The 18,100-nt window shown below is 73.5% G+C and carries 16 protein-coding genes; 9 read left to right on the top strand and 7 right to left on the bottom strand.

Features of this window, described 5'->3' with window-relative positions:
* The first annotated feature begins 392 nt into the window (after positions 1-392).
* Both ACIF6F_RS31020 and ACIF6F_RS31015 read left to right on the top strand, forming a co-directional pair.
* Positions 393-2,087 (top strand): chitinase, encoded by a 1,695-nt coding sequence (locus tag ACIF6F_RS31020; protein ID WP_399954378.1) that lies wholly within the window; start codon positions 393-395, stop codon positions 2,085-2,087.
* Positions 2,088-2,245: 158 nt separating this feature from the next.
* On the top strand, positions 2,246-3,577 hold the full coding sequence (locus tag ACIF6F_RS31015; protein WP_399954375.1) for a M14 family metallopeptidase: 1,332 nt from the start codon (positions 2,246-2,248) through the stop codon (positions 3,575-3,577).
* A gap of 109 nt (positions 3,578-3,686) precedes the next feature.
* Here ACIF6F_RS31015 and ACIF6F_RS31010 read toward each other — a convergent pair whose 3' ends face one another.
* Genes ACIF6F_RS31010 through ACIF6F_RS31000 form a run of 3 tightly spaced genes read right to left on the bottom strand, consistent with a single transcriptional unit; the run spans position 3,687 to position 5,916 of the window.
* On the bottom strand, positions 3,687-4,097 hold the full coding sequence (locus tag ACIF6F_RS31010) for a RidA family protein (protein WP_399954369.1): 411 nt from the start codon (positions 4,095-4,097) through the stop codon (positions 3,687-3,689).
* Complete coding sequence (locus ACIF6F_RS31005) at positions 4,094-4,891, bottom strand: IclR family transcriptional regulator (protein WP_399954365.1); 798 nt, start codon at positions 4,889-4,891, stop codon at positions 4,094-4,096. Before ACIF6F_RS31005 ends, ACIF6F_RS31010 begins: the two co-directional genes overlap by 4 nt.
* On the bottom strand, positions 4,888-5,916 hold the full coding sequence (locus tag ACIF6F_RS31000; protein WP_399954361.1) for a sugar kinase: 1,029 nt from the start codon (positions 5,914-5,916) through the stop codon (positions 4,888-4,890). The genes ACIF6F_RS31005 and ACIF6F_RS31000 overlap by 4 nt, the downstream gene beginning before the upstream one ends.
* A gap of 118 nt (positions 5,917-6,034) precedes the next feature.
* On the opposite strand from ACIF6F_RS31000, the gene ACIF6F_RS30995 reads away from it, so the two are divergent.
* The 5 genes from ACIF6F_RS30995 to ACIF6F_RS30975 all read left to right on the top strand — a co-directional run bounded on the left by ACIF6F_RS30995 (position 6,035) and on the right by ACIF6F_RS30975 (position 12,093).
* Positions 6,035-7,324: an alanine racemase gene (locus ACIF6F_RS30995; RefSeq protein WP_399954358.1), complete on the top strand. Its 1,290-nt coding sequence runs from the start codon at positions 6,035-6,037 to the stop codon at positions 7,322-7,324.
* Positions 7,325-7,413: 89 nt separating this feature from the next.
* Positions 7,414-8,985: an amidohydrolase family protein gene (locus ACIF6F_RS30990; protein ID WP_399954355.1), complete on the top strand. Its 1,572-nt coding sequence runs from the start codon at positions 7,414-7,416 to the stop codon at positions 8,983-8,985.
* Between the two features lie 67 nt (positions 8,986-9,052).
* Positions 9,053-10,063: a YdcF family protein gene (locus tag ACIF6F_RS30985; protein WP_399954352.1), complete on the top strand. Its 1,011-nt coding sequence runs from the start codon at positions 9,053-9,055 to the stop codon at positions 10,061-10,063.
* A 296-nt stretch (positions 10,064-10,359) separates the two neighbouring features.
* The gene (locus ACIF6F_RS30980) at positions 10,360-11,571 is read left to right on the top strand and encodes a pyridoxal phosphate-dependent aminotransferase (RefSeq protein ID WP_399954349.1); all 1,212 of its coding nucleotides are present in this window, start codon (positions 10,360-10,362) and stop codon (positions 11,569-11,571) included.
* 144 nt (positions 11,572-11,715) lie between these two features.
* A complete protein-coding gene (locus ACIF6F_RS30975; RefSeq protein WP_399954345.1) occupies positions 11,716-12,093 on the top strand; it encodes a hypothetical protein in 378 nt (125 codons plus the stop codon).
* Positions 12,094-12,281: 188 nt separating this feature from the next.
* On the opposite strand, the gene ACIF6F_RS30970 is transcribed toward ACIF6F_RS30975, so the two are convergent.
* The 4 genes from ACIF6F_RS30970 to ACIF6F_RS30955 form a co-directional block, all read right to left on the bottom strand.
* Positions 12,282-13,259: a TauD/TfdA family dioxygenase gene (locus tag ACIF6F_RS30970; RefSeq protein WP_399954342.1), complete on the bottom strand. Its 978-nt coding sequence runs from the start codon at positions 13,257-13,259 to the stop codon at positions 12,282-12,284.
* Positions 13,260-13,320: 61 nt separating this feature from the next.
* On the bottom strand, positions 13,321-14,073 hold the full coding sequence (locus tag ACIF6F_RS30965; protein ID WP_399954338.1) for a TSUP family transporter: 753 nt from the start codon (positions 14,071-14,073) through the stop codon (positions 13,321-13,323).
* Positions 14,074-14,077: 4 nt separating this feature from the next.
* A complete protein-coding gene (locus ACIF6F_RS30960; RefSeq protein WP_399954335.1) occupies positions 14,078-14,887 on the bottom strand; it encodes an SDR family NAD(P)-dependent oxidoreductase in 810 nt (269 codons plus the stop codon).
* 423 nt (positions 14,888-15,310) lie between these two features.
* Entirely contained in the window at positions 15,311-15,493 is a 183-nt protein-coding gene (locus ACIF6F_RS30955) for a hypothetical protein (protein WP_399954332.1), read from the bottom strand.
* A gap of 327 nt (positions 15,494-15,820) precedes the next feature.
* On the opposite strand from ACIF6F_RS30955, the gene ACIF6F_RS30950 reads away from it, so the two are divergent.
* Together ACIF6F_RS30950 and ACIF6F_RS30945 are read left to right on the top strand one after the other, a co-directional pair.
* Positions 15,821-16,819 carry a LuxR C-terminal-related transcriptional regulator gene (locus ACIF6F_RS30950; protein ID WP_399954329.1) on the top strand — a complete coding sequence of 333 codons (999 nt, stop codon included), beginning with the start codon at positions 15,821-15,823 and terminating at the stop codon, positions 16,817-16,819.
* A 200-nt stretch (positions 16,820-17,019) separates the two neighbouring features.
* The gene (locus ACIF6F_RS30945) at positions 17,020-18,099 is read left to right on the top strand and encodes a diiron oxygenase (protein ID WP_399954326.1); all 1,080 of its coding nucleotides are present in this window, start codon (positions 17,020-17,022) and stop codon (positions 18,097-18,099) included.
* The last annotated feature ends 1 nt before the right edge of the window (position 18,100 follow it).

The following is an 18,100-nucleotide window of genomic DNA, read 5'->3' as shown; positions in this document are numbered from 1 at the left end:
TCACCCCGTTCACCGCGGGCGCGCACGTGCTGCGCGACCGCAAATGATCACTGCTCGTCCCTCCTGCTCCAGCACCTTATCCGCGTCATACCTGCCGGGGCAGGGCCTTGTTCTTTCCTGTGGGCTGACGACGGGTCACAGTTGGCCGAAAACCGGGACAAGAGGGTGCGGAGGGCGATCCCGCAGTTCTACCCCGGGACCGGAAAAGAAATGTGACGGGAGCGCATGAATTCGGTCACTGGCCGATTTACCTATGCCAACACATGATCAAACCCGGTCAGCACCCCCCCTTGCGGGGCAATGGCGCCCAGACCCTTGACAGGGCGATTGGTCTGGACCAACTTGATGGCGGGCGCCCCCACCACCGCCAACACTCCCCCCACGGAGCCTTCGTGAACCGCATACGCTCCCTTTCCCTGCTCTCCGCCGCCGTCCTGACGGCCACGGGCCTCACCGCCCTGGCCGCCGGCACGGCCCGGGCGGCCGACGTCAACGTCGCCCGCAACGGCGGCTACGAGAACGGCCTCGCCAACTGGACCTGCTCCGCCGGCAGCGGCACCACCGTCTCCTCCCCCGTCCACACCGGCACCGCGGCGCTCAAGGCCACCCCCTCGGGCCAGGACAACGCCCGCTGCGCGCAGACCGTCACCGTCAAGCCGGGCTCCACGTACACGCTGAGCACCTGGGTGCAGGGCTCGTACGTCTACCTGGGCGCGACCGGCACCGGCACCTCGGACGTCTCCACCTGGACCCCCGGCGGCACCGGCGCCTGGCAGAAGCTCTCCACCACCTTCACCACCGGCGCCAACACCACCCAGGTGACCGTCTACACGCACGGCTGGTACGGCCAGCCGGCCTACTTCGCGGACGAGTTCAGCGTCTTCGGCCCCGACGGCGGCGGGGGCACCGACCCCGGCCCCTCCGTACCCGGCGCACCCGGCGGCCTGGCCGCCGGCGGCCCGACCGCCTCCTCCGTGAACCTCACCTGGAACGCGGTCGCCGGGGCCGCCGGCTACCACGTGTACCAGGACGGCCAGCGGGTGAAGACGGTCACCGGAGCCACCGGCACCACCGTCACCGGACTGGCCGCGTCGACCACGTACTCCTTCGCCGTGAGCGCGTACAACGCGGCCGGCGAGGGCCCGAAGTCGCCAGCCGTCAGCGCCACGACGACCAGCGGGGGGACCAACCCCAACCCGTCCGTGCCGAAGCACGCCCTGACCGGCTACTGGCAGAACTTCAACAACGGCGCGACCGTCCAGCGGATCTCCGACGTCTCCGCGCAGTACGACATCATCGCGGTCTCGTTCGCCGACGCCACCGCCACGCCCGGTGCCATCGCCTTCAACCTCGACTCGGCCGGGCTCGGCGGCTACACGGCCGCCCAGTTCAAGGCCGACATCGCGGCGAAGAAGGCGGCCGGCAAGTCGGTGATCCTGTCCGTCGGCGGCGAGAAGGGGACCATCACCGTCAACGACTCGGCCTCGGCCAACGCCCTCGCCGACTCCGCGTACGCCCTGATGCAGGAGTACGGCTTCTCCGGCATCGACATCGACCTGGAGAACGGCCTCAACGCCACCTACATGACCCAGGCGCTCCGGTCCCTCTCGCAGAAGGCGGGCCCGGGCCTGGTCCTGACGATGGCTCCGCAGACGATCGACATGCAGTCGACGTCGAACGCCTACTTCAGGACAGCGCTGAACGTGAAGGACATCCTCACCGTCGTCAACATGCAGTACTACAACAGCGGCGCCATGCTCGGCTGCGACGGCAAGGTGTACTCGCAGGGCTCGGTGGACTTCCTCACCGCCCTGGCCTGCATCCAGCTGGAGGGCGGCCTCGACGCCTCGCAGGTCGGACTGGGCCTGCCCGCCTCCACCAGCGGCGCGGGCAGCGGCTACGTCTCCCCCACGGTCGTGAACAACGCCCTGGACTGCCTGGCCCGCGGCACGAACTGCGGCTCCTTCAAGCCCTCGAAGACCTACCCGGGCCTGCGCGGAGCCATGACCTGGTCCACGAACTGGGACGCCAAGGCCGGCAGCGCCTGGTCCAATGCGGTGGGCCCGAAGGTCCACGCCCTCCCCTGAGGGAGTGCCGCGCCCTGAGTGAGGGGTGTGGGGGTGTACGTCTACCGGACGGGTGCGGATTTGGCCGAACTCCGGCTCTTGACCGGGCCATGTCATGAGCGCACGCTGTGCGCGTCCGCACGGAGCCACCCCCACACCTCCGACCCCAGGAGACCTCAATGCGGCTACGCCCCAGAAAGGCCGCCACCCTCGCGGCCCTTCTCGCGCTCGCCCTCGGCGCACCCGCCGTCGGCGTCAGCGCCAACGCCTCCCCCGCTCCCGTTCCGTCGACGGCGACGCAGGACGAGGCGATCGTCCAGTACGAGATCCACGGCCCCTCGACGCCCGCCGACCGGACCGCGGTGGCCCGCACGGGCGTGTCGATCGACGAGGTCGGCGACCACACGGTCGTCGTCAGCGCCGACCCGATGCAGGCGAAGAAGCTGCGCTCGATGGGCTACCGCCTCCAGGCGCTGCCCGGACCGGCGAACCGCAACGCCCCCGGCGTCGCGGCCACCCCGATGGACTTCCCCTCGGCCGACTCGCGGTACCACAACTACGCCGAGATGAACGCGGAGATCGACACCCGGCTCGCCGCGTACCCGTCCATCATGAGCAAGCGGGTGATCGGGAAGTCGTACCAGGGCCGCGACCTGATCGCGATCAAGATCAGCGACAACGTCGGCACCGACGAGGCCGAGCCCGAGGTGCTCTTCACGCACCACCAGCACGCCCGCGAGCACCTGACCGTCGAGATGGCGCTCTACCTGCTCCGCGAGTTCGGCGCCGGGTACGGCTCCGACGCCCGCATCACCAAGATGGTCAACGAGCGCGAGATCTGGATCGTCCCGGACCTCAACCCCGACGGCGGCGAGTACGACATCGCCACCGGCTCGTACCGCTCGTGGCGCAAGAACCGCCAGCCCAACTCGGGTTCCTCGTACGTCGGCACGGACGAGAACCGCAACTGGAACTACAAGTGGGGCTGCTGCGGCGGCTCCAGCGGCAGCAAGTCCTCCGAGACCTACCGCGGTACCGCGCCCGAGTCGGCGCCCGAGGTGAAGGTGGTCTCGGACTTCGTGCGCAGCCGGGTGGTCGGCGGCAAGCAGCAGATCAAGGCCGCGATCGACTTCCACACGTACAGCGAGCTGGTGCTGTGGCCGTACGGCTGGACCACGGCGGACACGGCGGCGGGCCTGACCGTCGACGACCAGAAGGCCTTCGCGACCGTCGGCGGCAAGATGGCGGCCAGCAACGGCTACACCCCCGAGCAGTCGAGCGACCTCTACATCACGGACGGGTCGATCGACGACTGGCTGTGGGGCGTGCACAAGATCTTCGGCTACACCTTCGAGATGTACCCGGAGACCTCCTGGGAGGGCGGTTTCTACCCGCCCGACGAGGTGATCGAGCGCGAGACGAGCCGGAACAAGGACGCGGTGCTCCAGCTGCTGGAGAACGCGGACTGCATGTACCGGTCCATCGGCAAGGAGTCGACGTACTGCGTCTGACGCCCGCCGCGTGACCAGGGGCGCCCCACCGCCAGGGGGGCGCCCCTTTCCGTTGTCCGGCCGGACGGACCGGCGGGTGGGCGGGTGGGCGGGTGGGCGGACGGGGGCGTCAGCCGAGGACGGCCAGGGCGTCGATCTCGACGAGCAGGCCGGCCGGGAGGCCGACGTAGACGGTGGTGCGGGCGGCCGGGGCCTGCTTGAGGGCCTGCTCCTCGAAGTACGCGTTGTAGATCTCGTTCATCTCGGCGAAGTGGCCGGTGTCGGTGAGGTAGACGCGGATCATCATCACGTCGTCCCAGCCGGCGCCGCCCGCCTCCAGCACCGAGCGGACGTTCTCCAGCGTCTGGAGGGTCTGCTCGCGCAGGGTGGGCCCGGCGACCGTGGGCGGCTGTCCCCCGACGGCCGGGAGGAAGCCGACCTGGCCGGCGACCTGGAGGATGTTGCCCTTGCGCACGCCGTGCGAGAAGGCCGCGGGCGGGGCGGTGTGGGCGGGCGGGGTGACGGCGGTCTTCTCGGTCACGTCGTGGGTTCCTTGCTGTCGGCGTGGTCGGTGTGGTGCACGTGGTCCGTGCTGTCGGTTCCTGCGTAGTCGTGGCCGACCGCCGCGGCGGTGCGGCGCACCTCGGGCAGCAGCGCGAGCAGCCCTTCGGCGCTGACGACCACGTTGGGGGCGGAGAGGGAGAGCGCGGCGACGACCCGCCCCGCGTAGTCGCGCACCGGTGCGGCCACGCAGTTGATGGACTCCTCGTGCCCGCCCAGGTCGGCGGCCCAGCCCTGGTCCCGTACGACGGCCAGCTCGGCCAGGAAGGCCCGGGCGTCCGGTGTCGAACGCGGCGTGTAGGCGGGGTAGTCCAGCCGTTCGGCGAGCGCGGTGCGCTCCGGGAGGGGCAGGTCGGCGAGGAGCAGCTTGGCGACGGCGGCGACGGTGATGGCGACGGGCTTGCCGATGCGGCTGTACATCCGGACCGGGTAGCGGCTGTCGATCTTGTCGATGTAGAGCACCTCGTTGTCCTGGTGGACGGCCAGGTGGACGGTGTGGCCGGTGCGCTCGTTGAGCTCGACGAGGTGCGGGTGGGCGATCTCGCGCACGTCGAGGTTCTCCACGGCCTGTGCGGCGAGCGCGAAGAGGCGGGCGCCGAGGCGGTAGCGGCCGTCCTGCTGGCGGTGGACGAAGCGGTGCTCGTGCAGGGTGCGCAGCAGGCGCAGGGCGGTGGACTTGTGGACGTCCAGCGCGGCCGCGACGGTGCCGAGGTCGGCGGGGCCCTTCGCGAGCAGCGGCAGGATGCCGAGGGCCCGGTCGACGGTCTGGCTCATGGGGTGTCCTCCGCTGGTGGGGTGGTGGTCCGGGGCGTGCCCGGGACCGCTGCCGGGGGTGCCGGCGGGGCGGTGGCCCGGGCCGGGGCCGTGACCCGGGCCGGCGTCGTTGCCGAGGCCGTGGCGGTGGTGTCCCCCGGCGGTGGCACGTCGCCCGGTGTGGCGAGGGCGGCCCCGGCGAACCGGTGTGCCAGGCGCAGCCGCTCCTCGGGGCCCAGCCCCCTGAGTACCCCCGCGAGGTAGCCGGCCGCAAACCCGTCGCCGGCACCGGTGGCGGCCACCACGTCCACGCGCGGGGCGGGCACGAAGACCTCGGTGTCGCCGGTGCCGCTCTCCCGGGTGAACAGGGTGGCCCCGCGCGCCCCTTCCTTGACCACCAGCTGCGCGGGCTCGGGCAGCAGGGCGCGCAGCGCGGCGGGGCCGATGGTGCCCCAGAGGGCGGCGGCCTCGTCGGCGCCCGCGAAGACCAGGCCGGCCCGGCGGGCCAGGGTCAGCAGCAGGGCCGGGTCCTGGCGGAGGGCGGGGCGGTGGTTGAGGTCGAAGGAGACCAGGGAGGCGCGGGGTGCCCCGGTGAGGGCGAGCAGCAGGTCGGCGCAGCCCTCGGAGAGGGCGGCGGTGATGCCGGTGAGGTGCAGGACCCGGGCGGCCAGCAGGGCGGGGCCGAAGCAGCCGGGGGCCATGGCGGAGGCGGCCGAGCCGGCCCGGTAGTAGGCGACGCCGTCCGCTCCGGCGGCCCGGTCGGCGGCGGTGCGGAAGTAGATCCCGGTGGGGCGCCCGGGGTCGCGTACGACTCCGGAGACGTCCACCCCGTACGCGGCCACGCCGGCGGTGACGTACCGGCCGAAGGCGTCGTCGCCGACCCGGCTCAGCCAGCGGGTGCGGTGTCCCGCGGCGGCGAGGGCGCAGGCGACGTTCGACTCGGCACCGCCGGCGGTCCGTACGAAGGTGTCGGCGTCCGCGAGTCCCGCGCCGGGGGTAGCGGGCCGCAGGGCGACCATCGACTCGCCCACCGCGACCAGATCCATCCGTCACCCGCCTAGGCTCGTTGACCAGCGCTCCACCCGGATGCTAGACAGCGTGGAGCGAGCACCGCAACGACCGTTGCAACATACGCAACACCCGTACGGCAGTTGGAGGCTGGGCATGGAGGACCGCGTGCGGCGACTCGCAGAGGAGACCGTCGACCACCGTTTCAAGGGGCTGCCCCCGGACGCCGAGGCCGCCGGGCTCACCGTCGGCGAGCTCGCCGCCCAGCACCGCGACCTCTACACCGGCGGGTTCACCACGCCCGTCCTGACGCTCTCGGCCACCGCCCTGGAGCACAACCTCACCGCGCTCGGGGCGTACGCGGCCCGGCACGGCCTGGCCTTCGCCCCGCACGGCAAGACCTGCATGGCCCCGCAGCTGTTCGAGCGCCAGCTGGACCACGGCGCCTGGGGCATCACCGCCGCCATGCCCCACCAGGCCCGCGTCTACCGCGCGTTCGGCATCCGGCGGATCTTCCTGGCCAACGAGCTGGTCGACGCGGCCGCCCTGGCCTGGGTGGCCCGCGAGCTCGACGCCGACCCGGACTTCCGCTTCGTCTGCTACGTCGACTCCGTGCGCGGCGTCGAGCTGATGGACGCGGCGCTGCGGGCGGCCGGCGCGGGCCGGCCGGTCGACGTCGTGGTCGAGCTGGGCGCCGGTGCCGAGGGCCGCACGGGCGCCCGTACCGAGGCCGACTGCACGGCCGTCGCGGACGCGGTCTCCGCCGCGGGCACCCTGCGCCTGGTGGGCGTGGCCGGGTACGAGGCCACCATGCCCGGCGCCGACGCCGACGGCGTGCGGGCCTGGCTGCGCCGCCTGACGGGGCTGGCCGCCGAGTTCGACAAGGCGGGCCGGTTCGCCGGGACCGGGCTGGCGGAGATCGTCGTCAGCGCGGGCGGCAGCGAGTGGTTCGACGCCGTCGCCGAGGTGTTCGCGGAGGTGCCGGAGCTGTCCCTGCCGGTGCTGCGGCTGCTGCGCTCCGGCGCGTACGTCTCGCACGACCGGGGCTGGTACGAGGGGCTGACCCCCTTCAACCGCGTCCCCGAGGAGGGCGGCCTGCTGCCCGCGTTCCGGCTGTGGACCCAGGTCGTCTCCCGGCCCACGCCCACCCAGGCCTTCGTCAACGCCGGCAAGCGCGACATCGCGTACGACCTCGGGCTCCCGGTGGTCGAGGCGGTGCGCGGGGCCCGCGACGGGGTCGAGCGGCCCGCCCCCGAGGGGACGGCCGTGGTCAAGCTGTCGGACCAGCACGCCTGGCTGGAGACGGCCGGGGAAGGGGACCTGGAGGTCGGCGACTGGGTCGGGCTGGGGATGGCCCACCCGTGCACGATCTTCGAGAAGTGGCCGCTGATCCCGGTGGTGGCGGACGACGGCACGGTCACCGATTTCGTCCGCACCTTCTTCTGAGCCCCGCCCCGGGCCCCGCCCGGCCCGCCCCGACCACCCCGCCCCGCCCCGCCCCGCCCCGCCCCGCCCCGAGCGAAGGAGCCCCCGCCGTGGACCTGGTGGTACGCGGAGTCCGCGTCGTCGACGGCAGCGGCGGCCCCTCGTACACCGCCGACGTCGGCGTGCACGAGGGGCGGATCGCCGCGATCGGCCGGATCCCCGGCGGCGGCCGGCAGACCCTCGACGGCCACGGGCTCGCCCTGGCCCCGGGCTTCGTCGACATGCACGCGCACAGCGACCTTGCCCTGCTCACCGACCCCGACCACGGCGCCAAGGCCCTCCAGGGCGTGACCCTGGAGGTGCTGGGCCAGGACGGCCTGTCGTACGCGCCGGTGGACGACCGCACCCTCGACGAGGTGCGCCGGGCCATCACCGGCTGGAACGGCGACGGTTCGGACGTCGACTTCGACTGGCGGACCGTCGCCGGCTACCTCGACCGCCTCGACCGGGGCTTCGGCGGCGAGGGCATCGCCGTGAACGCCGCGTACCTGGTGCCGCAGGGCACGGTCCGCGCCCACGTGATGGGCTGGGGCGACCGGCCGGCCCGCCCGGACGAGCTGGACCGGATGCGCGGGCTCGTCGCTCAGGGGCTGGCGGAGGGCGCGGTCGGCATGTCCTCGGGGCTGACCTACACGCCGGGCATGTACGCGGACGGCGCCGAACTGACCGAGCTGTGCCGGGTGGTGGCGGAGTACGGCGGCTACTACTGCCCGCACCACCGCTCGTACGGGCGCGGCGCGCTGGCGGCGTACGAGGAGATGGTGGCGCTCGCGCAGGAGGCGGGCTGCGCCCTGCACCTGGCGCACGCCACCATGAACTTCGCCGAGAACGCGGGCCGGGCGGGCGAGTTGCTGGCCCTGCTGGACCGGGCCCTGGCCGCCGGCGCCGACCTCACGCTGGACACCTACCCCTACACCCCGGGCTGCACGACCCTGGCGGCGCTGCTGCCCGGCTGGGCGAACGAGGGCGGCCCGGAGGCGGTGCTGGCGCGGCTGCGGGACGACGCGACCGCGGCGCGGATCCGGCACGCGATGGAGGTGGAGGGCTCGGACGGGTGCCACGGGGTGCCGGTGGACTGGTCGTCGGTCGAGGTCTCCGGGGTGTCGGACCCGGCGCTGGCCGGGTACGTGGGGCGGCGCCTCGACGGCTGGGAGACGGCCCGGCGGCTGCTGCTCGGCGACCGCCTGGGGCCGACCGTGCTCCAGCACGTGGGCCACGAGGAGAACGTACGGGCCATCATGCGCCACCCCGCGCACACCGGCGGCTCCGACGGCATCCTCCGCGGCGCCAAGCCGCACCCCCGCGCCCACGGCACCTTCCCCCACTACCTGGGCCGGTACGTACGCGAACTCGGCGTCCTCTCGCTGGAGGAGTGCGTGGCACACCTCGCCGGACGGCCGGCGGCCCGGCTGCGCCTGTCCGACCGGGGACTGGTCCGCGAGGGGTACCGGGCGGACCTGGTGCTGTTCGACCCGGAGACGGTGGCCGCGGGCGCGACCTTCGCGGCGCCGCGGACCCCGCCGACCGGGATCCCGTACGTGCTGGTCGACGGGCGCTTCACGGTGCGGGACGGGCGGCGGACGGACGTGCTGGCGGGCCGCGCGGTCCGGCGCGGGGACTGATCCGGGGCCCCGGGGCGGATCACCGGGAACCCCGCGTCGTCGAACGTGTGCGGCCTACGATGGCGGCATGCTGGCCTTCGTCCCCGCTGCCCTGCTTTTCGCCGCTTTCTGCCTGAGCGTCCGCGAGGACCGGCGCCGCTTCCGCAACGCGGTGCTGCTCGGCCTGACCTTCATCACGCTGTCCCTGGCGCTGCTGGCCCAGATCCGCCACCTCCCGTACCTCGCGGCGGAGATCATCCTGCTGACCGTCTTCGCCGTCCCCGCGCTCGGCACGGTCGCGCTCGGCGTCTTCCTGGTCGCCAACGGGATGACGATGGTCCGCAAGGAGGGCCGGGGCCCGGCCAACCTGCTGTCCCTGATGGCGGGCGTGGGCATCTTCTGCATGATCGGGCTGCTGGTGGCCGTCGGCACGGAGGGCTCGCCGGTGCTGGACGGCATCGTCGGCACGCTGGTGATGCTGGTCGCCTACGTCTCGTTCATCTTCCTGTGCTTCCTCGGGTACGCCTACCTCTACGGCCGGATCCGGGTGCGCGGCGACGTGGACTTCGTGGTGATGCTGGGCTCCGGGCTGATCGGCGGCGAGCGCGTCCCGCCGCTGCTGGCCTCGCGACTGGAGAAGGGCCGCGAGATCTACGCCGCCCAGGTGGCCCGCGGCGGGCCGGCGCCGCTGCTGCTGACCTCGGGCGGGCAGGGGCCGGACGAGAGCCTGCCTGAGGCGCGGGCGATGGCCGGCTGGCTGCGGGAGCGGGGCGTGCCGGAGGAGCACCTGCGGGTGGAGGAGCGGTCCCGTACGACGGACGAGAACATGCGGTTCAGCCGGGAGCTGATGCTGGCGGAGGACCCCGCGTACCGCTGCGTGGTCGTCACCAACAACTTCCACGCGTTCCGGGCCGCGATGACGGCCCGCCGGGCGGGGGTCAACGGCCAGGTGCTGGGGTCCCCGACGGCCCGCTACTTCTGGCCGAGCGCCACGATCCGCGAGTTCGTGGCGGTCTTCTGGGAGCACCGGGCCGTCAACCTCACCATCAGCGCCCTGATCGTCGCCTTCGGGGCGCTGGCCACGACCCACGCCCTCTGACCCTCCCCGGAACACAACGGACAGACGACCAGACCCGCAAGGCTGCCCGTCGACCTCGCCTCCTGCCCGCGCCCCCGCGCACGCCCCGCGCGCAGCAGCGTGACGAGCGCAACACGGGAGCCGGGGACGGTCACCGGAGGGGTGGGATCCACAGGCCCGGACCGGGTCGGGGGGCAGGAATCCAAGGGGGCCGGTGCCGGGGAACCTTACGAAGGGGGAAACCGGACAAATCGCCGGACGGGCGGTGGGCGGAAAGGCCCAGCGGGCCACCGCCGCGGCCCCGTAGTCTCCTGTGTATGCAGGTGATCCAGTCGACGAAGCTCGCGAACGTCTGTTACGAGATCCGGGGCCCTGTGCTCGAAGAGGCGATGCGGCTTGAAGCAGCAGGTCATCGCATCCTCAAGCTCAACACCGGAAACCCGGCGGCGTTCGGTTTCGAGTGCCCTCCCGAGATCCTTGAGGACATGCTCCGCAACCTGGGCAACGCCCACGGCTACGGGGACGCGAAGGGCCTCCTCTCGGCACGCCGCGCCGTGATGCAGCACTACCAGACCAAGGGCATCGACCTGGACGTCGAGGACATCTACCTCGGCAACGGCGTCTCCGAGCTGATCCAGATGTCGATGCAGGCGCTGCTGGACGACGGCGACGAGGTGCTCGTACCGGCGCCGGACTACCCGCTGTGGACGGCCTCGGTCTCCCTCGCCGGCGGCACCGCCGTGCACTACCGCTGCGACGAGCAGTCCGACTGGATGCCGGACCTCGCCGACATCGAGCGCAAGGTCACCGACCGCACCCGCGCGATCGTGATCATCAACCCGAACAACCCCACGGGTGCGGTCTACGGCGAGGAGATGCTGCGCGGCCTCACGGACATCGCCCGCCGCCACAACCTGATCGTCTGCTCCGACGAGATCTACGACCGGATCCTGTACGACGGCGCCACGCACACCAACACCGCCGCCATCGCGCCGGACCTGCTCACCCTGACCTTCAACGGCCTCTCGAAGAACTACCGCGTCGCCGGCTACCGCGCCGGCTGGATGGCGGTCTGCGGCCCGAAGAAGAACGCGGCCTCGTACATCGAGGGCCTCACCATCCTCGCCAACATGCGGCTGTGCGCGAACATGCCGTCGCAGCACGCCGTGGCGACGGCCCTGGGCGGCCGGCAGTCGATCGAGGACCTGGTGCTGCCCGGCGGGCGGCTGCTGGAGCAGCGGGACACGGCGTACGAGCTGCTCACGCAGATCCCCGGCATCAGCTGCGTGAAGCCCAAGGGCGCGCTCTACCTCTTCCCGAGGCTGGACCCGGCCGTCTACAAGATCAAGGACGACCGGCAGATGGTCCTCGACCTGCTCAGGGCCGAGAAGATCATGGTCGTGCACGGTACGGGCTTCAACTGGCCCGAGCCGGACCACTTCCGGATCGTCACCCTGCCGAACGCCAAGGACCTCGGCGACGCGGTGACCAGGATCGGGAACTTCCTCGACGGCTACGGCCAGCCGTGACGCACTTCGGGCCCCGCATCTCCTGTCGCACAGCAGGGGACGCGGGGCCCGACTCCTTTACCTGACACATACCCTGGACCCAGCTCTACTTTAGAACCATTCCAATGTAGGATGGCCTCCTGACCACGCCAGGAGGCCATCCCCATGTACGAGCCGATCCGCACCAAGTCGGTCCACCGCATGCCCGGCCGCCCCGACTACCCCCACCGCAGCCGCGGTGAGGAGCTGGACATCCAGCTCGCCGGGCACCTGGCCGCCCTCCTCGCCGTGACCGACGAGCTCGGCCTGGACGAGGCGGCCGAGGAGATCGCGGGCCAGGTGGCCCGACTCCGGGGCACCCCGCCGGCCCGGCACGCCGGACTCTCCGACGCCGACACCGAGGCCCTGCACCACCGCGCCCACGACCTCGCCGCCCGTGCCCTGGTCGTCGCCGCGTCCCGCGCCGACACCGCCGCGGCGATCCTGGCCGCCACGCGCATGGACGCCCACACCGCCGCCCTCAAGCCGGCCGCGGCCCACTGACGGCCCCGGTCCGGGGCCGGGGAGGCTCCGGACCGGGTGCCACGACCTTCCGGTACGCGCTCGGCCCGCGCGGCTGCCGCTCAGCCGGCGCGGCTGCCGCTCAGCCGGCGCGGCTGCCGCTCAGCCGGCGCGGCTGCCGCTCAGCCGGCGCGGCTGCCGCTCGGCCCGCGCAGCAGAGCGGCGCCCGCTCAGCCCGCGTAGCAGCGGCGCAGCCAGCGCTCGCGGCCGCTGCCCGCCGGGGTGAAGCCCACGCGCCGGTGCAGCACCCGGTAGTTGTCGAAGGCCAGGAAGTCCCCGGCACCCAGCAGCAGGCTCTCGTACGGGGCCGCCTCCAGCGCGTCCGAGAACCGCGCCAGCACGTCGAACGCCTCCGGCACCGCCGCCGTGGTGGTCCCCCGGTCGAAGCGGATCCGCGGCAGCCCGCCCTCGGCCCCGGCCGGCTCCAGCAGCGGGACGGACCGCAGCGCCTGGCGGTCGCCGCCCTCCCCCGGGCGCACCGAGTCCGGCGCGGCCACCTCGTACCAGGCCCGCCCGAGGTCCTCGCGCAGCCCCTCGTCCATCGCCTCCAGCGCGTACGGCAGGGGCATGACGTCCGTGGGGACCTGCTCCTCGTTGCGGATCCCGCAGAAGGTCAGGAAGCGCGGCACGTACCGGCGCGGGTCGCAGCCCGGGGCGCCGAAGCCCAGGTGGGGGTTGTCGGTGTGCCAGAAGAACTCCTGGTCGGCGCCCCAGGAGCTGGTGGTGCCGGCCGCCGCGGGGTTGGGGACGACGTTCCGCAGCAGGTGCCCGGCGTTCTCGTAGCCGACCGCGAACGGCGCGATGCCCATCAGCTGGAGCATGCCCAGGTGCAGGGCGTTGACCACGGACAGGTCGCGCTCGGCGGCCCAGCCGCTGGTGGGCGAGGCGGGCCAGCGCTCCTGCTGCGGCAGGTTGCGCACCACGATCAGGCAGGAGCCGGAGCGCGGGAAGCCGGCCACCTCGGCCAGCGCCTCCGGGGACAGCGCGCCGATCAGGGCCTCGGCGCCGATCCGGCCGAGGATGACGGTCTCCAGGTCCGGGTCGAGCCCGTCCGGCGGGAGGTTGGCGAGGATGCTGCGGTGGGCCCGCTCCGACTCGGCGTCGGTGAGGGCGAGCTGGACGACGGGCGGTACTGCGGTGCTGAGCACGGTGATGTCTGCTCCTTGAGAGGGTGTCCCCGCGAAGGGACCTGCTTTCTTTCGGCGCGCGTCAGACGACGTAGCGCAGGATCAGGGAGGCGAAGAGGACGCTGAGCGAGGCGACGAGGGTGGCGCGGACCACCTTGGCCCCGCCGCGCAGGGTGGCCTTGCTGCCGACCCAGTTGCCCGCGATGTTCGCCAGCAGCATCGGGATGCCGATCAGCCACAGGATGTGGCCGGAGATGACGAAGGCGACGAGCGCGCCCACGTTGGACGCGAGGTTGAAGACCTTCGCGGTCGCCGAGGACTCCACCAGGCCCACCCGCAGCAGCAGGTGGAATCCCAGGATCAGCATGGAGCCGGTGCCGGGGCCGAAGAAGCCGTCGTAGAAGCCGATGCCGAAGCAGAGCAGCGGCACCCACAGCCACAGCGTGAGGCCGTGCAGCTCGGTGAGGGTCTCGGCGTGCTTGTTGCGCTTGGGCAGCAGGGTCAGCAACAGGCCGACCGGGATCAGGAAGGTGATCAGCTTGCCGATGGTGTCGGCGTCGAAGAGCAGGATGACCTTGGCTCCGGCGTACGCGCCGACGAGCGCGAAGACCACGCCCGCGCCGACCAGCTTCCAGATGACCTTCTTGCTGCGGGCGAAGTTCCACAGGGCGGCCACGGTGCCGACCGTGGACACGTACTTCTCCGTGCCCAGGGCGAGTTGGGGCGCGTAGCCGGCGAACAGCACCGCCGGTACGAGGATCAGCGCGCCGCCGCCGGCGATCGAGTCGATGAATCCGGCGACGAAGGCCGCCGCGGTGAGGAGTCCGATCTCCACGGGCTCAGGCCTCTCTGTGAATCTTGTGCTGGGCCGCCTGGGCCCGGGGACGGACGACGAGCAGGTCGACGTTGACGTGCGGGGGGCGGGTCAGGGACCAGACGACGGTGTCGGCCACGTCCTCGGCGAGCAGTGGCTCGGCCACGCCCTGGTAGACGGCGGCGGCCTTGGCCTCGTCGCCGCGGAAGCGGTTGACGGCGAACTCGTCGGTCCTGACCATCCCGGGGGCGATCTCGACGACGCGGACCGGGCGGCCGCACAGCTCCAGGCGGAGCGTGGCGGCCAGGGCGTGGGCGCCGGCCTTGGCGGCGACGTAACCGCCGCCGCCCTCGTAGGCGGTGAAGGCCGCGGTGGAGGACAGCACCAGGACCGTGCCGCGGCCGCTCGCCTCCAGGGCGGGCAGCAGGGCTTGGGTCAGCCGGAGCGTGCCGAGGACGTTGACCTCGTACATCGCCCGCCAGTCGGCCGGGTCGGCGTCGGCGACGCTCTCCGCGCCGACCGCTCCGCCCGCGTTGTTGACCAGGTCGTCGACCGGGCCGACGTGCTCGGCGAAGGCGCGTACGGCGGCTGCGTCGGTGATGTCGAGCGGGTACACCTCGGCGCTGCCCCCGGACGCGGCGGTCCCGTCGGCCGCCCGGATCTCCTTGGCCACGCGCTCCAGGAGCTCGGCGCGGCGGCCGGTCAGGACCACGTGGTGGCCGGCCGCGGCCAGGGCGCGGGCCGTGGCGGCCCCGATGCCGCTGCCGGCGCCGGTGACGACGCTGACGCGGCGGGCGGGGGCGCCGGCGTCCGTGGGGGTGGGTGTGGGGGTCAAGTGAGTGTCCTCCTGAGTGCGGTTCCTTCGTGCCCGGCGGCCGGTCGTGGGGCGTGCCGGGGCATGGCGGCCCGGTCCTGCGGCGCGGGGGGCCGTCAGGACTGCCGTCGGTGGTGCGGGTGGTGCGGCGCGGATGGCGCGCGGGGTGCCGTGCGGCCGGATCGGTACGGGTCCGGGCGGCGCGGGTGGTGAGCGGTGAGCGGTGGTATGGCGCGGGGCGCGGGCGGTGCGGGTGGCGCACGGGTCGCGCGGGGCGCGGGCGGTACGGGGCGCGGGTACGGCGCGCGGGGTGGGGCGGTGGTGCCGGGTGGGGCGTCGTACGGGGTGGTGCGGTCGTACGGGGTGGGCCGCCGCGTACGGGGTGGTGCGGTCGTACGGGTCGTGCCGGTGCTCCTGGCCCAAGTGGCCCGGTGGCGGCGGGAGTTACCAGGTCATGTCGTCCGTACCGGCGCCGGCGGCCGGAGCGGTGACGGTCTGGCCCGGCTGCGCGGTGGTGCCGGCGGCGGCCGCGAGCGGCGCCGCGACGACCAGCGCACCGGCGGCGAGGGCGACGGCGGCCGCGACGGAAGCGGAGGAGGAGGAGGGCAGCAGAGCGGAGAGGCGCATAAGTTCTCAGTCCTTGAGGGCGAGTGGGAGCCGGTGCCGGTACGGCCGGAAGCCCGGCCGGGCGGCGCCGCTCCCTGGTCGGCGCTTTCAAGGAGATCTTGTCCCGGCCACAGGAGCTGGGAAAGGGAGTTCCATCGGCCAGGTTCGGCCATGGCTGGACACGGCCATTCCGAGATCCCGGTCCGCATCCTGGACATCGGGGGTGGCGTCCGCCGCCCGCATGTTGGACCGAACCAATCACGGTGGGCATTCGGAGGCTCACATAGTTATGATCCCGCGCGGTGGGGACGGCCAGGGGGGACGGGCCACCACGGGGGGTTGCTGACCATGCAGAAGGAAGAGTTCGACTTCACCCATGAGGTGTTCCGGCAGCTGATCGCCGCACCCGGCAGACCGCTGGCCGCGCTCCGCGCCGAGCTGCTCCTCTCCGAGGCGGAACTCGCCGCCGCGCTGGCCGGGCTGACCCAGTGCGGGCTGGTACACCGGCACGCGGTGACCGGCGAGCCCCTCCCGGTCACGCCGGAGGCCGCCCTCGCCCGGCTCTTCGAGCAGGAGCAGCAGTACAACGCCGAGCGGATGGCCCGGCTCCAGCAGCTCCAGACCACCCTCGCCGCCATCGACGCGCGCCTGACCTCCGCGCCCGGTCTGGCCGAGCCCGCACTCGGCTCGGGCAGCGAGCTGATCGTGGGCGAGGCCGAGATCGGCGCCTCCCTGGAGAGCGCCACCGCCCGGGCCCGCAAGGAGATCCTCTCCATGCACCCGGGCCGCCCCCGCAGCCCGGCGCAGCTCGCCGACGGCATGCGGCGCAACCACGAACTCCTCGACCGGGGCGTGGGCATGCGGACGCTCCAGCTGGACGCGATGCTGCGGGTCCCGCACGGCCGCGCCCACCTGCGGGCGCTGGAGGAGTCCGGCGCGGAGGTGCGGATCGCCCCGGTGCTGCCGTTCCGGCTGATCGTGGTCGACGGGATCCAGGCGTACGCGGCGGCCCCCTCCCCCGACGACCGGCAGGCGGCGGTGCTGATGACCGACCCGCGGGTGGTGGAGGTGCTGTGCCGGGTCTTCGAGCACTTCTGGGTGCACGGGGCCAAGCTGCCGGACAACGAACCGCCGGCACCGGCCGACGACCCCCTGACGGAACGCGAGCGCGCGCTGCTGCGGATGCTGTTCCAGGGCATGAAGGACGACGCCGTCTCCCGTTCCCTGGGCGTCTCGCCGCGCACCCTGCGCCGGCTGCTGACGGACGTGATGGCCAAGCTGGACGCCGACAGCCGCTTCCAGGCGGGCGCCCGCGCGATGGCCCGCGGCTGGCTCACGGAGGAGTGAGCCGGGGGCCCGGCGCACCCGTCGCCCGGGGCCGACGGCGGCCGGCCGGCGCCGCGCTGCGCCCGTCCCGCGCGGCCGCGGCCACTGGCCGGGTGAGGCCGCGGCTGGTTGTGGCCAGCGCCGGGCCCTGGCGTCCCCGGCCGGACCGGTTCACGATCGATTCACCCCCTTAAGGCCCCTTTCCCCGAGGTGGATTCGTCATGTGCGGCGTAGCCGGGCTCTTCACGGGCTGTACCGCCCTCGCCCCCTGTCCCCCGCCGCCGCCCGTCCCGCCGGGCGCGGGCGGCCCCCCGTACCCGGCCGCACCGGCGGACGCCCCCGCGGACGGTTCCCCGTACGGCCCCGCCCCGTACCGCAGCCCCTTCGGCGACTGGTACGAGCGGGTCGCCGCCCGCCCCCCGCTGCGCCGGACGCTCGTGCTCCCCGCGGGGACGGCACCCTTCTCGCCGGCCCTCGCGCCCGTCACGGGCCACCCCCTGGTCCGGGCGCTGCCGGCCCCCGCCCGGACCCGGCTGCTCGCGCTGCACGCCCACCGCTACCTCGACTTCACCGCACGCCTGGAGCACCTGGTCGTCAACCGCACGGCCCTCGGCATCGCACACGGCACCCTCGGCGTCGAACTGCCGGAGGAGATGCGCTTCGACGCGTACAAGCTCTACTGCGACGAGGCCTGGCACGCGCTGACCGCCGCCGACCTCGCCCGCCAGCTCCGCCACGCCACCGGCGTCGCGGCACCCGAGACCGGCGCCCCGGCCTTCCTGGCCCGGCTGGCGACGGTCCGGGAGGCCGTGGGGCCCCGGTCCGCGCAGCTCGCCGAACTGGTCTTCGTGGTCTGCTCGGAGACCCTGGTCTCCGCCACCCTGCCGGCCGGCGCCGAGGACCCCCTGATGCCCGTCGCGCTCCGCGACACCCTGCGCGACCACGCCCGGGACGAAGCCCGCCACCACGCCTACTTCGCGGCCTTCCTGCGCCTGCTCTGGGCCCGGCTCGACGCCCGCCAGCGCCGCACGGCCGGCCGGCTGGTCCCGCGGGCCGTCGCCGCGTTCCTCGGCCCCGACCTCCCCGCCCTCCGCGCCGACCTGGCCGCGGCCGGGCTGCGGCCGGGAGAGGCCGAGCAGGTGCTGGCCGAGACCCACCCGCCGCACGCGGTGGCCGCGTACGGCCGTGAGGCCGCCCGGCCCGCCCTGCGCCACTTCGCGGAGCTGGGGGCGCTGGACGATCCGTACGTACGGGAGGAACTGGCCGCGCACGGGCTCAGTTGGGACGGTCACGTCACCTGAC

Origin of the sequence: Streptomyces sp. NPDC086023, assembly GCF_044540325.1 — a bacterium.
Lineage (GTDB): Bacteria > Actinomycetota > Actinomycetes > Streptomycetales > Streptomycetaceae > Streptomyces.
This window is presented reverse-complemented; position numbering and strand designations above follow the sequence as displayed.

Bases quoted from the DNA above. Each gene is read 5' to 3' on its own strand.
- ACIF6F_RS31015 (WP_399954375.1), top strand. From the start codon at position 2,246: ATGCGGCTACGCCCCAGAAAGGCCGCCACCCTCGCGGCCCTTCTCGCG.
- ACIF6F_RS31005 (WP_399954365.1), bottom strand. From the start codon at position 4,891: ATGAGCCAGACCGTCGACCGGGCCCTCGGCATCCTGCCGCTGCTCGCG.
- ACIF6F_RS31000 (WP_399954361.1), bottom strand. From the start codon at position 5,916: ATGGATCTGGTCGCGGTGGGCGAGTCGATGGTCGCCCTGCGGCCCGCT.
- ACIF6F_RS30995 (WP_399954358.1), top strand. From the start codon at position 6,035: ATGGAGGACCGCGTGCGGCGACTCGCAGAGGAGACCGTCGACCACCGT.
- ACIF6F_RS30985 (WP_399954352.1), top strand. From the start codon at position 9,053: ATGCTGGCCTTCGTCCCCGCTGCCCTGCTTTTCGCCGCTTTCTGCCTG.
- ACIF6F_RS30980 (WP_399954349.1), top strand. From the start codon at position 10,360: ATGCAGGTGATCCAGTCGACGAAGCTCGCGAACGTCTGTTACGAGATC.
- ACIF6F_RS30975 (WP_399954345.1), top strand. From the start codon at position 11,716: ATGTACGAGCCGATCCGCACCAAGTCGGTCCACCGCATGCCCGGCCGC.
- ACIF6F_RS30955 (WP_399954332.1), bottom strand. From the start codon at position 15,493: ATGCGCCTCTCCGCTCTGCTGCCCTCCTCCTCCTCCGCTTCCGTCGCG.
- ACIF6F_RS30950 (WP_399954329.1), top strand. From the start codon at position 15,821: ATGCAGAAGGAAGAGTTCGACTTCACCCATGAGGTGTTCCGGCAGCTG.
- ACIF6F_RS30945 (WP_399954326.1), top strand. From the start codon at position 17,020: ATGTGCGGCGTAGCCGGGCTCTTCACGGGCTGTACCGCCCTCGCCCCC.